This is a genomic window from Pseudomonas hamedanensis (assembly GCF_014268595.2).
Classification (GTDB): Bacteria; Pseudomonadota; Gammaproteobacteria; order Pseudomonadales; family Pseudomonadaceae; genus Aquipseudomonas; species Aquipseudomonas hamedanensis.
On the sequence record NZ_CP077091.1, the window covers coordinates 496,193 to 513,911 of the forward strand.

Here is a 17,719-nt window from a genome sequence, read left to right on the forward strand (position 1 = left end):
GAGGTGCGCAGCAGGCCTGTTTTCGTGATGACGAAGAGAGGGCTGCTTCGCAGCCTGGCGGGAGCAAGCTTCCTCGCCACAGGGGTAGCGCCGTAGCCCGGCTAACGGCCGTGCGCCGCATCTGCCAATTGCCCCGTATCCACCCGCACAAACACCGAATCGCCCACCGCCGTCAGCACTTCCCCCGCATACACTTCGCAAATCACCCGCGTCTTGCGCCCGACATCGCCTTCGACACGCGCGCGCAGAATCAGCGGCACGCCCATCGGCGTCGGCTTGATGAACTTGATCCCAAGGTTGCCGGTGACGCAGTCGATGCGCGGCAGACTGCCGGCTTCGCGGTGTTCGGCGCGGTAGTGCCAGGCCATGGCTGTCCAGTTCGAATGACAGTCGACGAGCATGGCGATCAACCCGCCGTAGACCAGATCTGGCCAGCCGCAGTAACGGGCGTCGGGCAGGTGTTCGGCTATGACGTGCACGCCGTCGTCGTCCCAGCGGCTTTTGACGTGCAGGCCGTGCGGATTGCGGCCGCCGCAGCCGTAGCAAACGCCTTCGGGGGCGGCGAGGTCTTGCAGGGGAATGTCGAGGCTGGACATGAGCGTGGTCATCCTGAAGTAGAAGAGTGCGGTCAGGCGGGCGTCAGCCAGGTATCGACGACGCGGCGATCCAGCTCTTCCCAGTACGCCATGCCCAGCACGCGGGTGGTGTTCAGCCCGCGCAGGTAGCCGCGCAATTGATGGGCGGTGTCTTTGACGAGCTGCGGATCGCGGGTGTTTTTGTCCAGCAGGACGGTTTCGTACTGGACCAGGTACTCCGCCACGCGGTCGCGGAAGTCAGGCAGTACGGCGTCACGGATCAGGTCGAACGTTCTCAAGGCGAGATCCTCGGTTGATTTTTATGCTTGTTGTGAGTGTGCCTCAGTCTGTTCGGCAGGCAACTATTGCTAGAAGTAATAGTGACCATCAAGAAACGCAAGTTCTGCTTTGCCGGCAACAGGCGGAAAATCGCCTCCATCGAATACGCAGCTCAAGGAAATGCGCGATGAAGACGCTGACACGACTGGCTTTGATCGCCCTGCTGATGGGCGGGGTGGTTGCCACTGCACCGGCTTACGCAGACGCCGCCACGTCGTGCCACTTGCAGCCCATCGCCGCCAGTGCGTCGACGTTGCGGCACACGCAGACCGTGGGTGTGCTGTTGAGCGAGAACACTCTGCAGAATCTGCAATACCTGGAGCGTTACCACGACATGGCGCTGAACGGCGCGAAAGACGCACTGGATTCGCGGATTCGTGAGGCCTTTGTCGGCAGCTCCGACCCGGAGCTGGCCATGGATTGGTTGCTGAGTTCGTTGCAGCAGCAGTTTGTCTCGGTGACCGTCTACGACAATCTCGATGCATTGGTGCAGGCGCATCCGGACATCGTGGTCAAGCTTGATACGTTCAACCGTCTGCTGACGCAGCGCAACAGTCTCGTCGAGGCGCGGTTTTCCGCGCGGTTCTACGACGCTGACCTGCAATACATCGGCAAGGCTGAAGGGGCGATCGAGCAACAACTGCCCTCGGTCTGGGTGCATGACCAGGCGGCGCCGCAGATCGCTGCGCGGATCAATCAGCAACGTGACCTGCAACTTGACGCCTTGAAGCAATTCGATGTGTCGCTCAAAGCGCTGGTGGCGTCGAGCTGAACACTAAAACGTAGATGGCAACGGCGGCTCCGTGAGGCTGGACCGTTGCCGGTTGAACCGAACCTTTATTTTTCAGGATTACCCCGATGCGTCCTTTATTTGTGCCTGTGATGGCTTTTGCTTCGTTGCTGCTTGCTGGCTGCGCCTCTGCGCCGAACGATCCGACCCTGACGTTGCAAACCAGCAAGACGCCGGCGCAGTACGCCGATTGTGTCGTGCCGAAGTTGCAGGGCAGTGCGTTGAATCCAACGGTTTCGCAGAGTCAGCGTAGTTATCGGATTGTGGTGCCGAGCAAGGTCGCGGCGGATAACGTGCTCGAGGCTTATAAAGACGGGAAGGGCGGCAAGGTGTTTATTTATGAGCGGCATTTGCTGGCGTCGAATTTGTTGCCGTCGAGTTTTGAGCGGGCGGCTCAGGATTGCATTTGATCTGAGCGCCTGGATGGGTTTTTGACAGAGCTCCTTTGGTTGGCCGCAACCAACCAATTTTTTTGCCCCACACCGGTTGTTGGTTGTGGGGCTTTTTTTTTGGACTTGGCGGCCTTTGGGCCGACCAGGTTTTGGGTGGTTTGGGGGGTATATCCGTTGCTGCGGTAACGGCTGCTTAGGGTTCCGCCCTGACGGCGGGTGACTTTGGGGGCCCAAAGTAACCAAAGGCCTTTTGCCCTGACGTGCGGCCCCTCGCTGTGGCTCGGGGTGCCTTCGCTGCGGGATCGATCCGGGCGCAGCGTCTCCGGTTTGCTTCGCTGCACCTCCTCTCGCTGTGTACGACTTCGTCGTACGGTCGCTGCGCTCCCACGCCCGGATCAATCCCTCCACTCAGCCTTCCGACGGGCGCCGTGCATCAAGATCAAGAGCGTTACTCGAGCTAACGCTCATTGTGTTGAGTGGTTAGAAGCCAACGCGGTTTGCTTTGCTTTGCTTTTCTGTGGGAGCGAGCCTGCTCGCGAAGGCGGCCTGACAGCCGACCTTTTTTCACCGGATGCACCCAATCCTACAGGGGGATCTGAGTGCTGGTGAATTCCAGCAAGCCACGAAACCTGTGGGAGCTGGCTTGCCAGCGAAGGCGGCCTGCCAGCCGACCAATTTTCACCGGATGCACCCAATCCAAACTGTAGGAGTGAGCCTGCTCGCGAAGGCGGTGTGTGCCGCAATCGTGAACGGCGCTCCATTACGCATTCACCCCGTCACACACCCAACCGGCACTTTCCCCGCAAACGTATCTACCAGACTCGCCACCACCATTTCCCCCATGCGCGTGCGGGTCTGCAACGTGGCGCTTGCGCGGTGCGGTTGCAGCACCACCTGTTCGTTGCCAAACAACACTTGCGGCACGTTTGGTTCATCGACAAAAACATCCAGCGCGGCCCCGGCAATTTCGCCGGCAGAAAGCGCCGCAACCAGATCGGCTTCGTTCACCAGTTTGCCCCGCGCCACGTTGATCAGATAACCGTCCTTGCCCAACGCATGCAGCACTTGCGCATCAACGATCGCTTCACCCTTGTCAGCCGCAGCGGCGAGGATCAGCGCATCGCTGTCGCGCGCCAGTTGCTTGAGGTCGGCGACGAAGGTGTGCGGTACTTCGCTCATCGGTTGCAAGTCGGTGTAGCTGATCGGGCAACCGAAGGCAGCGGCGCGTACGGCGATGGCGCGGCCGACGCGGCCCATGCCGACGATGCCGATGCGCATGCCCGATACCTGGCGGGCCAGGGGCAGCGGGGCCAGCGGTGTCGGGCTGTGCGGCCATTGGCCGGAGCGCACGTAACGATCACTGGTGCACAGGCCGCGGCACACGGAGATCAGCAGGCCGATAGCGAGGTCGGCGACGTCTTCGGTGAGGGCGCCGATGGTGGCGGTGACGCGGATGCCGCGGTCGCGGGCGTAGGCCAGGTCAACGGCGTCGGTGCCGACGCCGTTGACCGCGACCACTTCCAGGTTCGGCAGTTGCGCCATCAGCGCCTGGCTGATGCCGGTGTGTCCGCCGGTGATGACGCCACGAATGTTGGCGCCGTGTTCTTCTATATACGCGGGCTTGTCCGTTTGCTGGAAGTAGCGACGCACGGTGAACAGTTCGTCCAGACGCGTATTGATTTCGGGGATCAGGATCGGGCTCAGTTGCAGGATTTCTGGCTTCATGGCTACCTCGTTACGCAATAAAAAGGCCGGCTCAACCGCGGCCGGCAAACGGCATGGCGCTGGCCATGACGGTCATGTTCAGAACGTTGGCCGACAGCGGCAGGCCGGCTATGTAGCGCACGGCGTCGGCGACGTGTTTGACCTCGACCATCGGCTCCACGGCGATGCTGCCGTTGGCCTGGCGCACGCCTTGGGTCATGCGTACCGACATTTCCGTCAGGGCATTGCCGATGTCGATCTGGCTGCAGGCGATGTTGAATTCGCGACCGTCGAGCGCCAGGGATTTGGTCAAGCCCAGCACGGCGTGTTTGCTGGCGGTATAGGCGCTGCTGAACGGGCGGGGGGTGTGCGCAGAAATCGAACCGTTATTGATGATCCGTCCGCCCTGTGGCTGCTGCTTGCGCATTATCCCGAAGGCGCCGCGAGCGCAGAGGAACACCCCGTTCAGGTTGGTATCGATCACGTTGCGCCACTGCTCGAACGTCAGTTCATCCAGCGGCACGGCGGGTGCGTTGACCCCCGCGTTGTTGAAGACCACGTCGAGGCGGCCATAGACCTCGGCAACGGTGGCGAACAGAACGTCGACACTGGCCGGGTCGCGCACGTCGGTGGGCACCGCCAGCGCCGAGTGTCCCTGGCTTTGCGCCAATTCGACCAGCGCATGCAAGGGCTCGGGCCGGCGTCCGGCGAGCACGAGAGTGAAGCCGTCGGCCATCAGGCCCAGCGCCACGGCGCGGCCAATGCCACTGCCGGCTCCGGTCACCAACGCGACTTTCAAAGGGGTGGTCATTTTATTGTTCTCCTGTTTTCAAAGGCCGACGGATCAGGTCCGTGGGCCGACGCGCATTTCCAGTTGGCCGATGCCGTCGATGCCGGCGTTGATCACATCGCCTGGTTGCAGCCCATCGACGCCCGCCGGGCTGCCGGTCATGATCAGGTCGCCGGCGCGCAGTGCCACGGATTGCGAGATGCGGCTGATCACTTCACTGACTGACCAGATCTGGCTGTCGAGGTTGTCGCGCTGGCGTTCTGCACCATTAACGTTCAGCCATAACTCACCCTCGGGATGGCCAGAGCGGCTTACCGGAACGACGGCGGTCATTGGCGCGGCACCGTCGAACACCTTGGCGCCTTCCCACGGCAAGCCGTTGCTTTTGGCGGCGCGCTGCACATCACGGCGGGTCAGGTCGAGGCCGGCGGCGTAGCCCCAGACGTAGGCCAGCGCCTGTTCCTCGGGAATGTTGGCGCCGCCTTCGCCGATGGCCACCACCAGTTCGATTTCGTGAACGAAGTCCTCGCACAGCGTGGGGAAGGCCACGTCGCCGACGGCATCGACTACACAGCTTGCCGGTTTCATGAAGAACACCGGTGGCTGGCGCGACTGGCCCTGGCTGTCGGGCCACGGGTAGTTGCGGCCGACGCAAAACACCCGGCCGACGGGGAAGCGTTGGTCAGTGCCGAGCACCGGCAAGGTCACGGGCAGATCCGGAGTAAAGACGTATTCGGTCATGTTCATCCTGCGGGGCATCCTGTTTGAAATAGCAGCGTACGGCGGCTGGCGTCGGCGAAGTTGGACGAAAGCCGCCTGCGTTTGGAGAAAACGGGTTTTTTCGCCTTAGCGCACTTTCAGCTCGATGCGGTACAAGCGTCCGAGCAGCAACGAGTAGGAGAGGGTGCCGATCAGCGCCACACCGCCGATGAACCAGAAGGCGTAAGCGAAGGTGCCGGTGGCATGGACGATGGCGCCGATCACGATCGGGGTGACGATGCCGCCGATGTTCGCGGCGAGGCTGGTGACGCCGCCGGTAAGACCGATCAGCTCTTTCGGCGCCACTTCCGACACTGCCGCCCACGACGAGGACGCGATGCCCTGGGCGAAGAAGGCGATGGTCAGCACGGCGATGCAGATCAGGTTCGAATCGGTGAAGTTCACCAGCACGATGGACATGCCCAGCATCGAACCGACCACCAGTGGCAGCTTGCGTGCGAAGGACATCGAATAGCCGCGACGGATCAGCAGATCCGAGACGATGCCGGCCAGCAAAATCCCCACCGTGGCGCCCACGAATGGCAGCACGGCGAAGATCCCGGCCTTGATCATGGTCAGCTTGCGTTCTTCGATCAGGTAGGTCGGGAACCAGGTCAGGAAAAAGTACAGCGCCGAGGTGCTGGCGAACTTGCCGATGCAGATCGCCCAGACCTGCCGATAGCTGAACAGTTCGGCAACCTGCCGCCAGTTGAAGCGGGTGCGTTCCTGGCTGCTCTTGACCAGACCGCCGCCGGTTTCGATGTACTGCAATTCTGCCTGGCTGACTTTTTTGCAGTTCAACGGATCGCGATACAGATACAGCCACAACACACCGAACACGATGCCGAGTGCGCCGGTGCTGTAGAACACGTGGCGCCAGTCGAAAGTGGTCGCCAGCCAGAGCAGCGCACCGGTGAACAGCGCCGTGCCCAGGTATTGGCCGCAGACGTAGATGCTGCTGGCCAGCCCGCGTTCTCGCGCCGGAAACCACACAGTGACCGCACGACTGTTGGCCGGAAATGCCGGAGCTTCCATGGCGCCGACGGCCAGGCGCAGGCCGAACAGCGAGGCAAACCCGGTGGCGAAACCCTGGCAGACGGTGACGGTCGACCAACTGATCAGCGAAACGCCGTAGGTAAAGCGCGAGCCAAAACGGTCGGCGATGAAACCGGCCGGCACCAGCGCCAGGGCGTAGGTCCAGGCGAAGGCGGAAAAGATCAGGCCCATCTGGATCTTGTCCAGGCCAAGATCCTTGGCCATGAAGGGCGCGGCAATCGAGATGTTCACACGGTCGATGTAATTGATGATCGTCGCAATCAGCAACAACGACAGCATGAACCAGCGCCGCCGGGTTGGCAGTCGCTGTGCCGAGACGGCATCGCGTGAACCGGCAATCACCGGCGGCACGGTGGCACTGGAGGAATGAGAGTTGGACATGCAAAGACCTCGTTATTGTTAGAAGAGTCGAGATTTTTCGAGCAGCCGACGCCGTTGCCCGTAGATGGCGGGCAGGGCAATCGAACGTGAAGCGGGCGTGGCTGAAGCGCAGGCTTCAGACGTTCAACAACGTCGGTCTGCGACTGTCATCAAAGTGAGGTCGAGAGGGGTGGCGAGGGGGAATAGCAGGATCATGACGTGCGCACCTTTGATTGTTTTTGAAAGAGGTTGGGCTGCGTTGGTCATTACAGTGGTCGTACAACATCGCTAAATCAACCGAGGTGTTAGAACGTTTTTTCTTGAGGGAAACAGCTTTGGCGAACCTGTCCAAAAACATAAAACTGAATATCCCTGGCGGTCCGACCTGCTAAGCATCGATAACTGTTTGATTAATAAGGACATGTCAGGAATAAAAAAGAATCTTGTTTTTGGACACGCGCATTGCCACTCAGCAGGGGAAATAGTTGCCGAGCGTTGATGTCATCGTATGACTTGTTGCCGCCCTCAGCCCAACCCTGCAAGATGGCAGACGCCACCTCACTGCCCGGAGGACTCCCCACCCATGTCGTCACTCAGCCGTATCCCGACCTACGTCATGCAGCAACGCAGCGAATTGACCGATTTCTATATTCGCGACAAAAAGGGCCGGCGCGCCGAGACCAGTCCTCATCGCCATGAGTATTTTCAGATTCAGATCAACCTCGGTGGCGACACCGTTCAGCACATCGGCAGCGTGCAACGGCCATTCCCGCGCAACACTCTGGCGTTCATCCTGCCCCATCGCGTACACGTCATTCCGCACCCGGCGGACAGCAATTTCATCGTGATCAACTTTTCCCAGACCTTTCTGTTGCCGCATTTGCAGTGCGACCCGATGGATCTGGAAGAGGTCTCGATCCTGCTGGCGCCGGAGCTGTCGCCGTTCCGCTTTCAGGAGCATCTGGACTTCATCCTCGGCGACGAAGATTTCGTTCAGGTCTGCGGCTTGATCGAGCAGATGCGCACCCTCGATGAAAATCGTCAGTTCGGCACACGGGAGATGCTCAAGGGCTTGTTGCTGCAACTGATTGGCAGTGTGTGTTTTCTCTACGCCGAACCACTCAAGCGTCTGGCGGAGGAGAATGCTGCGGAGAACAGCCGTCGTGACGCTCTGAGCCGGATGTTCGAATACTTGCGCAAGAACATCGCCGATCCCGATCTCAACCTGATCAAGGTCGCTGCCGCGACGTATCTGTCACCGACTTACCTGACGCACTGGCTGCGCAAGGAAATCGGCAAGACATTCACCGAACTGGTGCTGGAGCGGCGCATGCACGCCGCACGCAATTTTCTGCTCAACAGCACGCGCTCGGTGGGCGAGGTCGCGCGCTTGTGCGGGTTTGCCGACGAGGCGTATTTCTCGCGCCGTTTTCGCCAGATCCATGGCCAGCCGCCCGGGCAGTTTCGCCGCCGCCAGCTCAATCCGGATACGCCGCAAACGCCGCTCGACACTTGAAGCGAGTCTGCTCGCGAACGCGGTGTGTCATTCAACAGATGCGTTGTCTGATACTCCGCTTTCGCGAGGAAGCTCGCTCCCACAGGGTTATGCGGTTTTCGGTCTCAGTCCAGATCCTGCGCCTGATGCCGCTCCGGCACCTGACTCTCTTCATCGCCCCAGGTACGATTCACCCGCTGGCCGCGAATAACTGCCGGCCGGTGGGCGATTTCTTCCGCCCAGCGCTGCACGTGGGTGTATTCGTGAGCCGCGAGAAACTCCGCCGCCGAATACACGTTGTTGCGCACCAGTTGCCCGTACCACGGCCAGACCGCGATGTCGGCGATGGTGTAGCTGTCGCCGGCCAGAAACCGATTGTCGGCGAGGCGGCGATTCAGCACATCCAGTTGCCGCTTGGCTTCCATGGTGAAGCGGTTGATCGGGTATTCGAGCTTCTCCGGCGCGTAGGCATAGAAATGCCCGAAGCCACCGCCCAGATACGGCGCCGAACCCATTTGCCAGAACAGCCAATTGAGGGTTTCCGTGCGCCCGGCCGGATCCCCGGGCAGCAGGGCGCCGAATTTTTCCGCCAGATACAGCAGGATCGAACCGGACTCGAACACCCGAATCGGCGGTTCGACGCTGCGATCGAGCAGTGCGGGGATCTTTGAATTCGGATTGATCTCGACGAAGCCACTGGAGAACTGATCGCCTTCGCCAATGCGGATCAGCCACGCGTCGTACTCGGCCCCGCTGTGCCCGAGCGCGAGCAACTCTTCAAGCAGAATGGTGACTTTGACGCCGTTGGGTGTGGCCAGCGAATACAGTTGCAACGGGTGCTTGCCGACCGGCAATGGCTTGTCATGGGTCGGCCCGGCGACCGGGCGGTTGATGCTGGCGAAGTGGCCGCCGGAAGGGGCTTCGTGTTTCCAGACCTTGGGCGGAACGTAAGACGTTTTGCTCATGAAACGGACCTCGTCGATGCTGGGATGGCGTAGGTAGACACCGTAGGGAAAAATGCCCGCCCATGCCAGCCCCCAACCCAAATCCCCTGTAGGCCTTCGCCTGCTCGCGATAGCGGTGCATCAGTCAATACTTTATTTGCCTGACACTCCGCCATCGCGAGCAGGCGAAGGCCTACAGGGATTTGTGTTGAACCATCAGCCCCAGTGGTGCGCCAGAGCTCCACCAGCTCCCTGCACCGGGTCAGTCTCAGGAAATGCAAGCTTCGCAATATGCGCCAACTGCTCTTCACTCGGCGCATCCCGGCAAATATCCGCTTGCTGCCCCGGCGGATACGCCCCCACCACGAGGAAATCTTCACTCGACCACAGGTTGCAATGCCCGGTCCCGACCGGCAGTAACAGCGCATCCCCGGCATTGACCTCGACCGCGTGGCCATCGGGCCCGCCCAGCATCAACCGCGCTTTGCCTGCCGCCACGCCAAGCACTTCATGGCCTTCGGTGTGGTAGTGGTGATAATCATAAATCCCGTAGCGCCACTGCGGCGGCCAGCCATTGGCGCTGAAAACCTGCTCGAATCGCACCGCCGGATCGTCGCCCTCGATGGCAATCGCGTTGCGATAGATCAACACCGGCAGACGCGGATTGTTTGGCACCCAGTCGTTGCGTTCGAGCAACAAGGTTTGTACTTCAGTCATGACGAATCCTCCGTTCACTCATTAATCGACCGCAGGGCAGGGTGCTCGCCTCAATAAATTCGTCAATGGCTGCCCTGGCGCCGTGCGCAGTTCCGGTACGGGTGCAATCCATCGAAACTTCGTCGCGCACCTCACTGTCCAGACCCTTACACATCCATGCAGCGGTGAAAGGCGAGGATCGAGATGACGATGACGGTAGGGGATTTTCTGGTCGAGCGGCTCAGCGAATGGGGCGTGACGCGGATTTTTGGATACCCGGGCGACGGTATTAATGGCGTCTTCGGTGCCATGGCTCGGGCGAAAGGTAAGATCGAATTTGTACAGGCGCGACATGAGGAAATGGCCGCGTTCATGGCCTCGGCCCACGCCAAATTCACCGGTGAGCTGGGCGTGTGTATCGCCACCTCCGGCCCCGGCGCTTCACACCTGATCACTGGTCTTTACGATGCGCGGATGGATCACATGCCGGTGTTGGCCATTGTCGGTCAGCAGGCGCGCACGGCGCTGGGCAGTCATTACCAGCAGGAACTGGACCTGGTGTCGATGTTCAAGGACGTCGCCGGCGCGTTCGTGCAGCAGGCTTCGGCGCCGGCACAGGTGCGCCATCTGCTCGACCGCGCCGTGCGCACGGCTGTGGGCGAGCGCCGCGTCACTGCACTGATCCTGCCCAACGATTTGCAGGATCTGCCTTACGAACAACCACCCCGCGCTCACGGCACCGCGCACTCCGGCGTCGGCTACAGCAAGCCGAAAGTCGTGCCGTACGACGCCGATTTGCAGCGCGCCGCCGAGGTCCTCAATCGCGGCGAGAAAGTCGCCATTCTGGTCGGTGCCGGGGCGCTGGAAGCGACCGACCAGGTGATCGCCGTGGCGGAAAAACTCGGCGCCGGCGTCGCCAAGGCTTTGCTCGGCAAAGCGGCCTTGCCCGACGATCTGCCGTGGGTCACCGGCAGCATCGGCCTGCTCGGCACCGAACCCAGCTACAAGCTGATGAGCGAATGCGACACCTTGCTGATGGTCGGCTCGGGCTTTCCCTATTCCGAATTCCTGCCCAAGGAAGGCCAGGCGCGTGGGGTGCAGATCGATTTGCAACCGGACATGCTCAGCCTGCGTTATCCGATGGAGGTCAATCTGGTCGGCGACTCAGCCGAAACCCTCGCCGCGCTGTTGCCTTTGCTCGAGCAGAAAACCTCAAACAAGTGGCGCAAAAAAGTCGAAGGCTGGCGCAGCACCTGGGAGAAAACCCTGGAAAAGCGCGCCATGGTCAAGGCCAAGCCGATCAATCCGCAACGCGTGGTGTTCGAGCTGTCACCGCGCTTGCCCGATCAGGCGATCATCACCAGCGACTCCGGCTCCTGCGCCAACTGGTACGCCCGTGACTTGAAAATCCGCCGCGGGATGAAATGCTCGCTGTCCGGTGGCCTGGCCTCGATGGGCGCTGCGGTGCCCTATGCGATCGCGGCCAAATTCGCTTTTCCGGAACGCCCGGTGATTGCCCTGGTCGGCGACGGCGCGATGCAGATGAACAACATGGCCGAGCTGATCACCGTTGCCAAATACTGGCGGCAATGGGCGAGCCCGAAATGGATTTGCGCAGTGTTCAACAACGAGGACCTCAACCAGGTGACTTGGGAACAGCGGGTGATGGAGGGCGATCCGAAGTTCGAGGCGTCACAAAGCATCCCCGATGTGCCCTATCACCTGTTCGCCATTTCCATCGGCCTCAAGGGCATCTTTGTGGATCGCGAAGAAGACGTGGCGGGGGCCTGGGAGCAGGCACTGGCCTCGGATGTGCCCGTGCTGATCGAGTTCAAGACCGATCCGAACGTGCCGCCGTTGCCACCGCACATCAAGCTGGAGCAGGCAAAGGCATTCGCCACGACCCTGCTCAAAGGCGATCCGGACGAGGCGGGGGTGATCGTGCAAACGGCCAAGCAGGTGCTTGGCGCCGTGCTGCCGCGCAAGAAATGATGCCAGGCGCTTGAACGAACCAGCGATTTTCATCGGTTGCGCGGGCTCAAGCCTTGGCCGCGAGCACTGGCCGGCCTTCCCGGCGGAGGGCACGCATCTGCAACGCTATGCGGCGCGTTTCAACTGTGTGGAAATCAACAGTTCGTTCTATCGCCCACATCGGCGGCAGACCTATGAACGTTGGGCCGATTCGGTTCCGCCAGGCTTTCGCTTCGCAGTCAAAGTACCCAGGCTCATCAGCCATGAGCAGCGTCTGGCGGGCAGCGCGGCTGCGCTTGATGAGTTTCTCGGACAGTGCGAAGGTCTGGGTGAAAAACTGGGCTGTCTGCTGCTGCAATTGCCGCCGAAACTGGCGTTCGATGCGCCCGCTGCCGAGGCGTTTTTTCGCGTCTTGCGCGAACGTTTCCAGGGCGCCGTGGTGCTGGAGCCGCGACACGAATCGTGGACCGAGGCCGAGGCGCTGTTGCAGGATTTGCAGATTGCCCGGGCGGTAGTCGATCCGTCGCGGATCAGCACCGACGCGGCGCCGGGCGGCTGGCGAGGCCTGCAATATTGGCGCCTGCATGGTTCGCCGCGCATCTATCACAGCGCCTACGACTTGGCTTATCTCCAGCGCCTTGCTCAGGTCCTGCAAAGCGCGAGCGGCGTGGGCAAAGACACTTGGTGCATCTTCGATAACACCGCCAGCGGCGCTGCCACCGCCAATGCGTTGGCATTGAGCGCGCTGACCGAAGTCAGCGAGCGCTGATACGATGGCCTCAAGGCCGCTATCGCAACCCACACAAACCGTCCGGCTACAGGTAAACTCCGCGCACTTTTTCAAGGAGTTCACATGAGTTACTACCAGCCGGGCATCCTCGCCACCCCTGTTCCTGCGCAAGCACGTCATCTGTTTTTCGCCCTGGCGTCGGTTGAAGCCTTGCCGCAAGCGATCGACAACCTGCTGATGCTGGTGGATGGCAAGTCGGCGGTGGTTGGCTTTGGTGAGTCGTTGACCAAAGCGCTGAATGTGGAAATCGACGGCCTGCGCAGTTTCCCGGCAATGACCGGCGTCGGCGTGAACAACCCGTCGACCCAGCACGCGCTGTGGGTCTGGCTGCACGGCGTCGACCGCGGTGAACTGCTCAACCGTTGCGACGCCTTCGAAGCCGCGCTGGCGCCGGCCTTGCGCCTGGTGCAGGTGCAGGAAGCCTTCCGCCATATGGACGGCCACGATCTCACTGGCTACGAAGACGGCACGGAAAACCCGCACGATGACGCCGCCATTGCCGCCGCGCTGCAAAGCACTGGTGCTGATGGCTTGATCGGCGGCAGCTTCGCCGCCATCCAGCAGTGGCAGCACGACCTGAAGGGTTTTCAGCGTTTATCTGCCGAGGCCAAGGACGACATCATGGGCCGTCGTCTGAGCGATAACGAAGAAATCGACGACGCGCCGATTTCCGCTCATGTCAAACGTACCGCCCAGGAAAGCTTCGCGCCGGAGGCGTTTGTCGTGCGCCGTTCGATGCCATGGATCGAAGGTGATCGCGCGGGTTTGATGTTCCTGGCTTTCGGCTTCTCGCTGGATGCCTTCGAAGCACAACTGCGGCGCATGAGCGGTCTGGAAGACGGTATTGCCGATGGCTTGTACCAGATCAGCCGACCGATTACCGGCGGCTATTACTGGTGCCCGCCGCTCAAGGACGGTCACCTCGATCTGCGCGCTCTGCGCATCGGCTGAGGACTGGGGCATGAACGTGGTGCGCTGGGGCATGATCGGTTGTGGCAGCGTGGCGGAACGCAAGAGCGGGCCAGCCTTTTACAAGGCGCCCGGTTCGGCGCTGGTAGCGGTGATGGGCCGTCGCCTGGAAGCGGTGAGCGATTACGCCGCGCGTCACGGCATCGAACGGGTGTACACCGAGGTCGATGCGCTGATCAACGATCCGCAAGTGGACGCGGTGTACATCGCCACGCCACCCGACAGCCACCACGCCTACAGCCTGAAAGTCGCCGCCGCCGGCAAGCATTGCTGCGTGGAAAAACCCATGGCGCTCAACGCCGGGCAAAGCCGCGAGATGCAGCAGGCGTTTGCCGCTGCCGGTGTGCATTTATTTGTCAGCTATTACCGCCGCTCGCTACCGCGCTTCGCGCAAGTGCGCCAGTGGCTGGAGGAGGGGCGTATCGGCGAGGTCCGCCACCTGAGCTGGACCCTGACCAAAGCGCCGTCGCCGGTGGATCTGGAGGGCCGTGACAATTGGCGCACCGATCCGGCGGTGGCGGGCGGTGGTTATTTTGCCGATCTGGCCAGCCATGGTTTGGACTTGTTCCAGTATTTGCTCGGTGACATCGTTGAAGTCGCCGGTTTCACCGCACGGCAGGCGGGTCTGTATGCGGCGGAAGATGCGGTCAGTGCCAGTTGGCGGTTTGCTTCGGGAGCACTGGGCATGGGCTGCTGGAGCTTTGTCGCGGACCGGCGCGAAGACCGCGTCGAAATTATCGGCAGCCAGGGGCGGATCGGCTTTTCGGTGTTTGACGAGCATCCGCTGCACTTGTTTGCCGATGAGCAGATCAGTCTGGAGATTGCTCATCATGAGCATATTCAGTGGCATCACGTGCTCGGGATGAATGCGCACATTCGCGGCGAATCCCGCCATCCCGCCGTGGCCGAGCAAGCCGTCAAGACCGACTGGGTCATGGACCAGATCCTCAAACGCTGACCGCACAGATTCCCCCTGTAGGAGTGAGCCTGCTCGCGATAGCGGTCTGTCAGCCACATCAATTTCAACTGACACACCGCTATCGCGAGCAGGCTCACTCCTACAAAGGGCGATTCTGCGAAGCATCTAAGGTTATGCCCAAACAATATTTCTCAACTTTGTCATCCCAACCCTAAGATCACGTTATAACTCGTTATAACAAGTGATCCCGTGATGACCGATAACGTTCTCTCCCTCGGCAGCGTCCCGCTGCACACCCAACTGCGCGATGTGTTGCGTGCGCGCATTCTTGATGGTGAATACCCGCAAGACAGTCAGATGCCGTCCGAAAGCGAACTCGGCACGCTGTTCAAAGTCAGCCGCATCACCGTGCGCCAGGCGCTGGGCGATTTGCAGAAGGAAGGGCTGATCTTCAAGATCCACGGCAAAGGCACGTTCGTCGCCAAGCCGAAAACCTTTCAGAACGTTAGCAGCCTGCAAGGTCTCGCCGAGTCCATGACCGGGCGCGGCTACGAGGTGATCAACCGCCTGCGCAGCTTCAAATTCATTGCTGCCGACAAGCGTGTCGCCGAGCGTTTGCAGGTCGCCGAAGGCGAGATCGTCGCGCAGATCAAACGCGTGCGGCTGATCAACCGTGAGCCGATCTCGCTGGAAATCACCTACCTGCCCAAAGCCATCGGCGAGCGGCTGGAAAAGGCCGATCTGGTCACCCGCGACATCTTCCTGATCCTCGAAAACGACTGCGGCATCGCCCTCGGCCACGCCGATCTGGCGATCGACGCGGTGCTGGCGGACAGCGACCTGACCCAGGCACTCAACGTCGAGGCCGGCTCACCGATCATGCGCATCGAGCGCCTGACCCACGACGCCCGGGGCCAGCCGCTGGATTTCGAACATCTCTACTACCGTGGCGATGCGTTTCAGTACCGCCTGCGGATCGACCGGCAAAAAGGGGAGCAGGCATGACGCGCAACACGCTGGAACAGGAATACGACATCGTCGTTATTGGCGGCGGCACCGCAGGTCCCATGGCGGCGATCAAGGCCAAAGAGCAAAACCGCGACCTGCGCGTGCTGCTGGTCGACAAGGCCAACGTCAAACGCAGCGGCGCGATCAGCATGGGCATGGACGGCCTGAACAACGCGATCATCCCCGGCCATTCGACGCCGGAGCAGTACACCAAGGAAATTACCATCGCCAACGACGGCATCGTCAATCAAGCCGCCGTTTACGCCTATGCGACGCACAGTTTCGAAACCATCGAACAGCTCGACCGTTGGGGGGTGAAGTTCGAAAAGGACGAAACCGGCGATTACGCGGTGAAAAAAGTCCATCACATGGGCGCCTACGTGCTGCCGATGCCGGAAGGGCACGACATCAAGAAGGTCCTTTATCGCCAGTTGAAACGGGCGCGGGTGAGCATCACCAATCGGCTGGTCTGCACGCGTTTGCTGACCGACGAGGAGGGCGCGGTCAACGGTGTGATGGGCTTCGATTGCCGCACCGCCGATTTCCATGTGATCAAGGCCAAGGCTGTGATTCTGGCGTGTGGCGCTGCCGGTCGTCTCGGCCTGCCGTCGTCGGGTTATCTGATGGGCACTTACGAAAACCCGACCAATGCCGGCGACGGCTACGCGATGGCCTATCACGCCGGCGCCGAACTGGCCAATCTCGAGTGCTTCCAGATCAACCCGTTGATCAAGGATTACAACGGCCCGGCCTGCGCCTACGTGACTGGCCCGCTAGGGGGCTACACCGCCAACAACAAGGGTGAACGCTTCATCGAGTGCGACTACTGGAGCGGGCAGATGATGTGGGAGTTTCACCAGGAACTGGAAAGCGGCAACGGCCCGGTGTTCCTCAAACTCGACCACCTGGCCGAAGAAACCATCCAAAACATCGAGGAGATCCTGCACAGCAACGAGCGCCCGAGCCGGGGTCAGTTCCACGCCAATCGCGGCACCGACTACCGCACGCAGATGGTCGAAATGCACATCTCGGAAATCGGTTTCTGCAGTGGTCATTCGGCGTCTGGCGTGTGGGTCAACGAACGCGCCGAAACCTCGGTGAAAGGTTTGTACTCGGCGGGCGACATGGCCGCCGTGCCGCACAATTACATGCTCGGCGCGTTTACTTACGGCTGGTTTGCCGGGCACAACGCCGCGGAGTTTGTCGCCGGTCGCGAGTTTTCGGCGTTGGATGCCGAGCAGATTGCCAAGGAAAAAGCCCGGGTCTACGCACCGCTGGATCGCGAACACGGCCTGCCGCCGGCACAGGTCGAGTACAAGCTGCGACGCTTCGTCAACGACTACCTGCAACCGCCGAAAGTGACCAAAAAAATGCAGATCGGCCTGCAACGTTTCAGCGACATTGAGCGCGACCTGGAGCAGATGAAAGCCAACAACGCCCACGAACTGATGCGCGCCATGGAAACCAGCGTGATCCGCGACTGCGCCGAAATGGCCGCCCGCGCCTCGTTGTTCCGCGCCGAAAGCCGTTGGGGCCTGTATCACTATCGCGTCGATCATCCACAACGCAACGACGCCGAGTGGTTCTGCCATTGCCATCTGAAAAAGGGCGAGGACGGGCGCATGACCAGTTTCAAAAAAGCCGTCGAGCCTTACATCATCCCGCTCGACGCCGAAGAAATGCAGGCCTACGACCGACTGCGGGTCGGCTCTTTCGCCGCTTGATGCACGACTGAAAAGAGAGTCCGAACCATGGCTTACCAAGCTCAGGAAATCTTCTTTCGCTCCAACGCCCCGGTCACCGTCGATGAGGACAAATGCATCGCCGAAAAGGGCTGCACCGTGTGCGTCGACGTCTGCCCGATGGATTTGTTGGCGATCAACCCGGCCACGCAAAAGGCCTACATGGCATTCGATGAATGCTGGTACTGCATGCCGTGCGAAAAGGATTGCCCGACGGGTGCCGTCAAAGTCGAAATCCCGTATCTCCTGCGTTGAAACCCGATCCCTGTAGGAGTGAGCCTGCTCGCGATAGCGCTGGATCAGATGTAGATGTGTTGACTGACACACCGCTATCGCGAGCAGGCTCATTCCTACATTGGATGTGTGACAAACCAAAGCCATCCGGTGAACCCCGGACGCTGAATTGAAAAATACCCCTCG

18 protein-coding genes are annotated in these 17,719 nt (G+C 60.9%); 10 read left to right on the forward strand and 8 right to left on the reverse strand.

What is annotated here, in order from left to right; translation table 11 throughout:
* Nucleotides 1-101: 101 nt before the first annotated feature.
* A complete protein-coding gene (locus HU739_RS02190; protein WP_186546677.1) occupies nt 102-596 on the reverse strand; it encodes a PaaI family thioesterase in 495 nt (164 codons plus the stop codon).
* A 32-nt stretch (nt 597-628) separates the two neighbouring features.
* A complete protein-coding gene (locus tag HU739_RS02195; protein ID WP_186546676.1) occupies nt 629-874 on the reverse strand; it encodes a hypothetical protein in 246 nt (81 codons plus the stop codon).
* A gap of 167 nt (nt 875-1,041) precedes the next feature.
* Here HU739_RS02195 and HU739_RS02200 point away from each other — a divergent pair, with 167 nt between their 5' ends.
* Together HU739_RS02200 and HU739_RS02205 are read left to right on the forward strand one after the other, a co-directional pair.
* Nucleotides 1,042-1,686, forward strand: coding sequence for a class II glutamine amidotransferase (locus HU739_RS02200; protein ID WP_186546675.1), 645 nt, complete (start codon nt 1,042-1,044; stop codon nt 1,684-1,686).
* Nucleotides 1,687-1,772: 86 nt separating this feature from the next.
* Complete coding sequence (locus HU739_RS02205) at nt 1,773-2,114, forward strand: YajG family lipoprotein (RefSeq protein ID WP_186546674.1); 342 nt, start codon at nt 1,773-1,775, stop codon at nt 2,112-2,114.
* A 750-nt stretch (nt 2,115-2,864) separates the two neighbouring features.
* Here the strand turns inward: HU739_RS02205 and HU739_RS02210 are convergent.
* The 4 genes from HU739_RS02210 to HU739_RS02225 form a co-directional block, all read right to left on the reverse strand.
* Nucleotides 2,865-3,821, reverse strand: coding sequence for a 2-hydroxyacid dehydrogenase (locus HU739_RS02210; RefSeq protein WP_186546673.1), 957 nt, complete (start codon nt 3,819-3,821; stop codon nt 2,865-2,867).
* Between the two features lie 31 nt (nt 3,822-3,852).
* Nucleotides 3,853-4,611 carry an SDR family oxidoreductase gene (locus HU739_RS02215; RefSeq protein ID WP_186546672.1) on the reverse strand — a complete coding sequence of 253 codons (759 nt, stop codon included), beginning with the start codon at nt 4,609-4,611 and terminating at the stop codon, nt 3,853-3,855.
* A gap of 33 nt (nt 4,612-4,644) precedes the next feature.
* The gene (locus HU739_RS02220) at nt 4,645-5,337 is read right to left on the reverse strand and encodes a fumarylacetoacetate hydrolase family protein (RefSeq protein ID WP_186546671.1); all 693 of its coding nucleotides are present in this window, start codon (nt 5,335-5,337) and stop codon (nt 4,645-4,647) included.
* A gap of 99 nt (nt 5,338-5,436) precedes the next feature.
* Entirely contained in the window at nt 5,437-6,786 is a 1,350-nt protein-coding gene (locus tag HU739_RS02225) for an MFS transporter (RefSeq protein WP_186546670.1), read from the reverse strand.
* A 562-nt stretch (nt 6,787-7,348) separates the two neighbouring features.
* Here HU739_RS02225 and HU739_RS02230 point away from each other — a divergent pair.
* Complete coding sequence (locus tag HU739_RS02230) at nt 7,349-8,281, forward strand: helix-turn-helix transcriptional regulator (RefSeq protein ID WP_186546669.1); 933 nt, start codon at nt 7,349-7,351, stop codon at nt 8,279-8,281.
* Between the two features lie 104 nt (nt 8,282-8,385).
* On the opposite strand, the gene yghU is transcribed toward HU739_RS02230, so the two are convergent.
* Nucleotides 8,386-9,225 (reverse strand): glutathione-dependent disulfide-bond oxidoreductase, encoded by an 840-nt coding sequence (gene yghU, locus HU739_RS02235; RefSeq protein ID WP_186546668.1) that lies wholly within the window; start codon nt 9,223-9,225, stop codon nt 8,386-8,388.
* A 195-nt stretch (nt 9,226-9,420) separates the two neighbouring features.
* A complete protein-coding gene (locus HU739_RS02240) occupies nt 9,421-9,921 on the reverse strand; it encodes a cupin (RefSeq protein ID WP_186546667.1) in 501 nt (166 codons plus the stop codon).
* 183 nt (nt 9,922-10,104) lie between these two features.
* Here HU739_RS02240 and HU739_RS02245 point away from each other — a divergent pair, with 183 nt between their 5' ends.
* From HU739_RS02245 to HU739_RS02275, 7 genes are all read left to right on the forward strand, one after another.
* A complete protein-coding gene (locus tag HU739_RS02245) occupies nt 10,105-11,892 on the forward strand; it encodes a thiamine pyrophosphate-requiring protein (protein ID WP_186546666.1) in 1,788 nt (595 codons plus the stop codon).
* Between the two features lie 10 nt (nt 11,893-11,902).
* A complete protein-coding gene (locus HU739_RS02250; protein WP_186546665.1) occupies nt 11,903-12,640 on the forward strand; it encodes a DUF72 domain-containing protein in 738 nt (245 codons plus the stop codon).
* Between the two features lie 84 nt (nt 12,641-12,724).
* Entirely contained in the window at nt 12,725-13,612 is an 888-nt protein-coding gene (locus HU739_RS02255; RefSeq protein WP_186546663.1) for a Dyp-type peroxidase, read from the forward strand.
* Between the two features lie 10 nt (nt 13,613-13,622).
* Nucleotides 13,623-14,588, forward strand: a complete 966-nt coding sequence (locus HU739_RS02260; RefSeq protein WP_186546661.1) for a Gfo/Idh/MocA family protein — start codon at nt 13,623-13,625, stop codon at nt 14,586-14,588.
* A gap of 213 nt (nt 14,589-14,801) precedes the next feature.
* Nucleotides 14,802-15,554: a GntR family transcriptional regulator gene (locus tag HU739_RS02265; protein ID WP_186546659.1), complete on the forward strand. Its 753-nt coding sequence runs from the start codon at nt 14,802-14,804 to the stop codon at nt 15,552-15,554.
* A complete protein-coding gene (locus tag HU739_RS02270; RefSeq protein WP_186546657.1) occupies nt 15,551-17,281 on the forward strand; it encodes a fumarate reductase/succinate dehydrogenase flavoprotein subunit in 1,731 nt (576 codons plus the stop codon). The genes HU739_RS02265 and HU739_RS02270 overlap by 4 nt, the downstream gene beginning before the upstream one ends.
* A gap of 27 nt (nt 17,282-17,308) precedes the next feature.
* Nucleotides 17,309-17,554 (forward strand): 4Fe-4S dicluster domain-containing protein, encoded by a 246-nt coding sequence (locus HU739_RS02275; protein ID WP_007959413.1) that lies wholly within the window; start codon nt 17,309-17,311, stop codon nt 17,552-17,554.
* Nucleotides 17,555-17,719: the final 165 nt, after the last annotated feature.

What these genes read in the sequence shown, in the direction of transcription:
- HU739_RS02210 (WP_186546673.1), bottom strand. Translation starts at nt 3,821, where the DNA reads ATGAAGCCAGAAATCCTGCAACTGAGCCCGATCCTGATCCCCGAAATC.
- yghU (WP_186546668.1), bottom strand. Translation starts at nt 9,225, where the DNA reads ATGAGCAAAACGTCTTACGTTCCGCCCAAGGTCTGGAAACACGAAGCC.
- HU739_RS02205 (WP_186546674.1), top strand. Translation starts at nt 1,773, where the DNA reads ATGCGTCCTTTATTTGTGCCTGTGATGGCTTTTGCTTCGTTGCTGCTT.
- HU739_RS02215 (WP_186546672.1), bottom strand. Translation starts at nt 4,611, where the DNA reads ATGACCACCCCTTTGAAAGTCGCGTTGGTGACCGGAGCCGGCAGTGGC.
- HU739_RS02230 (WP_186546669.1), top strand. Translation starts at nt 7,349, where the DNA reads ATGTCGTCACTCAGCCGTATCCCGACCTACGTCATGCAGCAACGCAGC.
- HU739_RS02260 (WP_186546661.1), top strand. Translation starts at nt 13,623, where the DNA reads ATGAACGTGGTGCGCTGGGGCATGATCGGTTGTGGCAGCGTGGCGGAA.
- HU739_RS02190 (WP_186546677.1), bottom strand. Translation starts at nt 596, where the DNA reads ATGTCCAGCCTCGACATTCCCCTGCAAGACCTCGCCGCCCCCGAAGGC.
- HU739_RS02270 (WP_186546657.1), top strand. Translation starts at nt 15,551, where the DNA reads ATGACGCGCAACACGCTGGAACAGGAATACGACATCGTCGTTATTGGC.
- HU739_RS02220 (WP_186546671.1), bottom strand. Translation starts at nt 5,337, where the DNA reads ATGAACATGACCGAATACGTCTTTACTCCGGATCTGCCCGTGACCTTG.
- HU739_RS02275 (WP_007959413.1), top strand. Translation starts at nt 17,309, where the DNA reads ATGGCTTACCAAGCTCAGGAAATCTTCTTTCGCTCCAACGCCCCGGTC.
- HU739_RS02200 (WP_186546675.1), top strand. Translation starts at nt 1,042, where the DNA reads ATGAAGACGCTGACACGACTGGCTTTGATCGCCCTGCTGATGGGCGGG.
- HU739_RS02240 (WP_186546667.1), bottom strand. Translation starts at nt 9,921, where the DNA reads ATGACTGAAGTACAAACCTTGTTGCTCGAACGCAACGACTGGGTGCCA.
- HU739_RS02265 (WP_186546659.1), top strand. Translation starts at nt 14,802, where the DNA reads ATGACCGATAACGTTCTCTCCCTCGGCAGCGTCCCGCTGCACACCCAA.
- HU739_RS02245 (WP_186546666.1), top strand. Translation starts at nt 10,105, where the DNA reads ATGACGATGACGGTAGGGGATTTTCTGGTCGAGCGGCTCAGCGAATGG.
- HU739_RS02225 (WP_186546670.1), bottom strand. Translation starts at nt 6,786, where the DNA reads ATGTCCAACTCTCATTCCTCCAGTGCCACCGTGCCGCCGGTGATTGCC.
- HU739_RS02255 (WP_186546663.1), top strand. Translation starts at nt 12,725, where the DNA reads ATGAGTTACTACCAGCCGGGCATCCTCGCCACCCCTGTTCCTGCGCAA.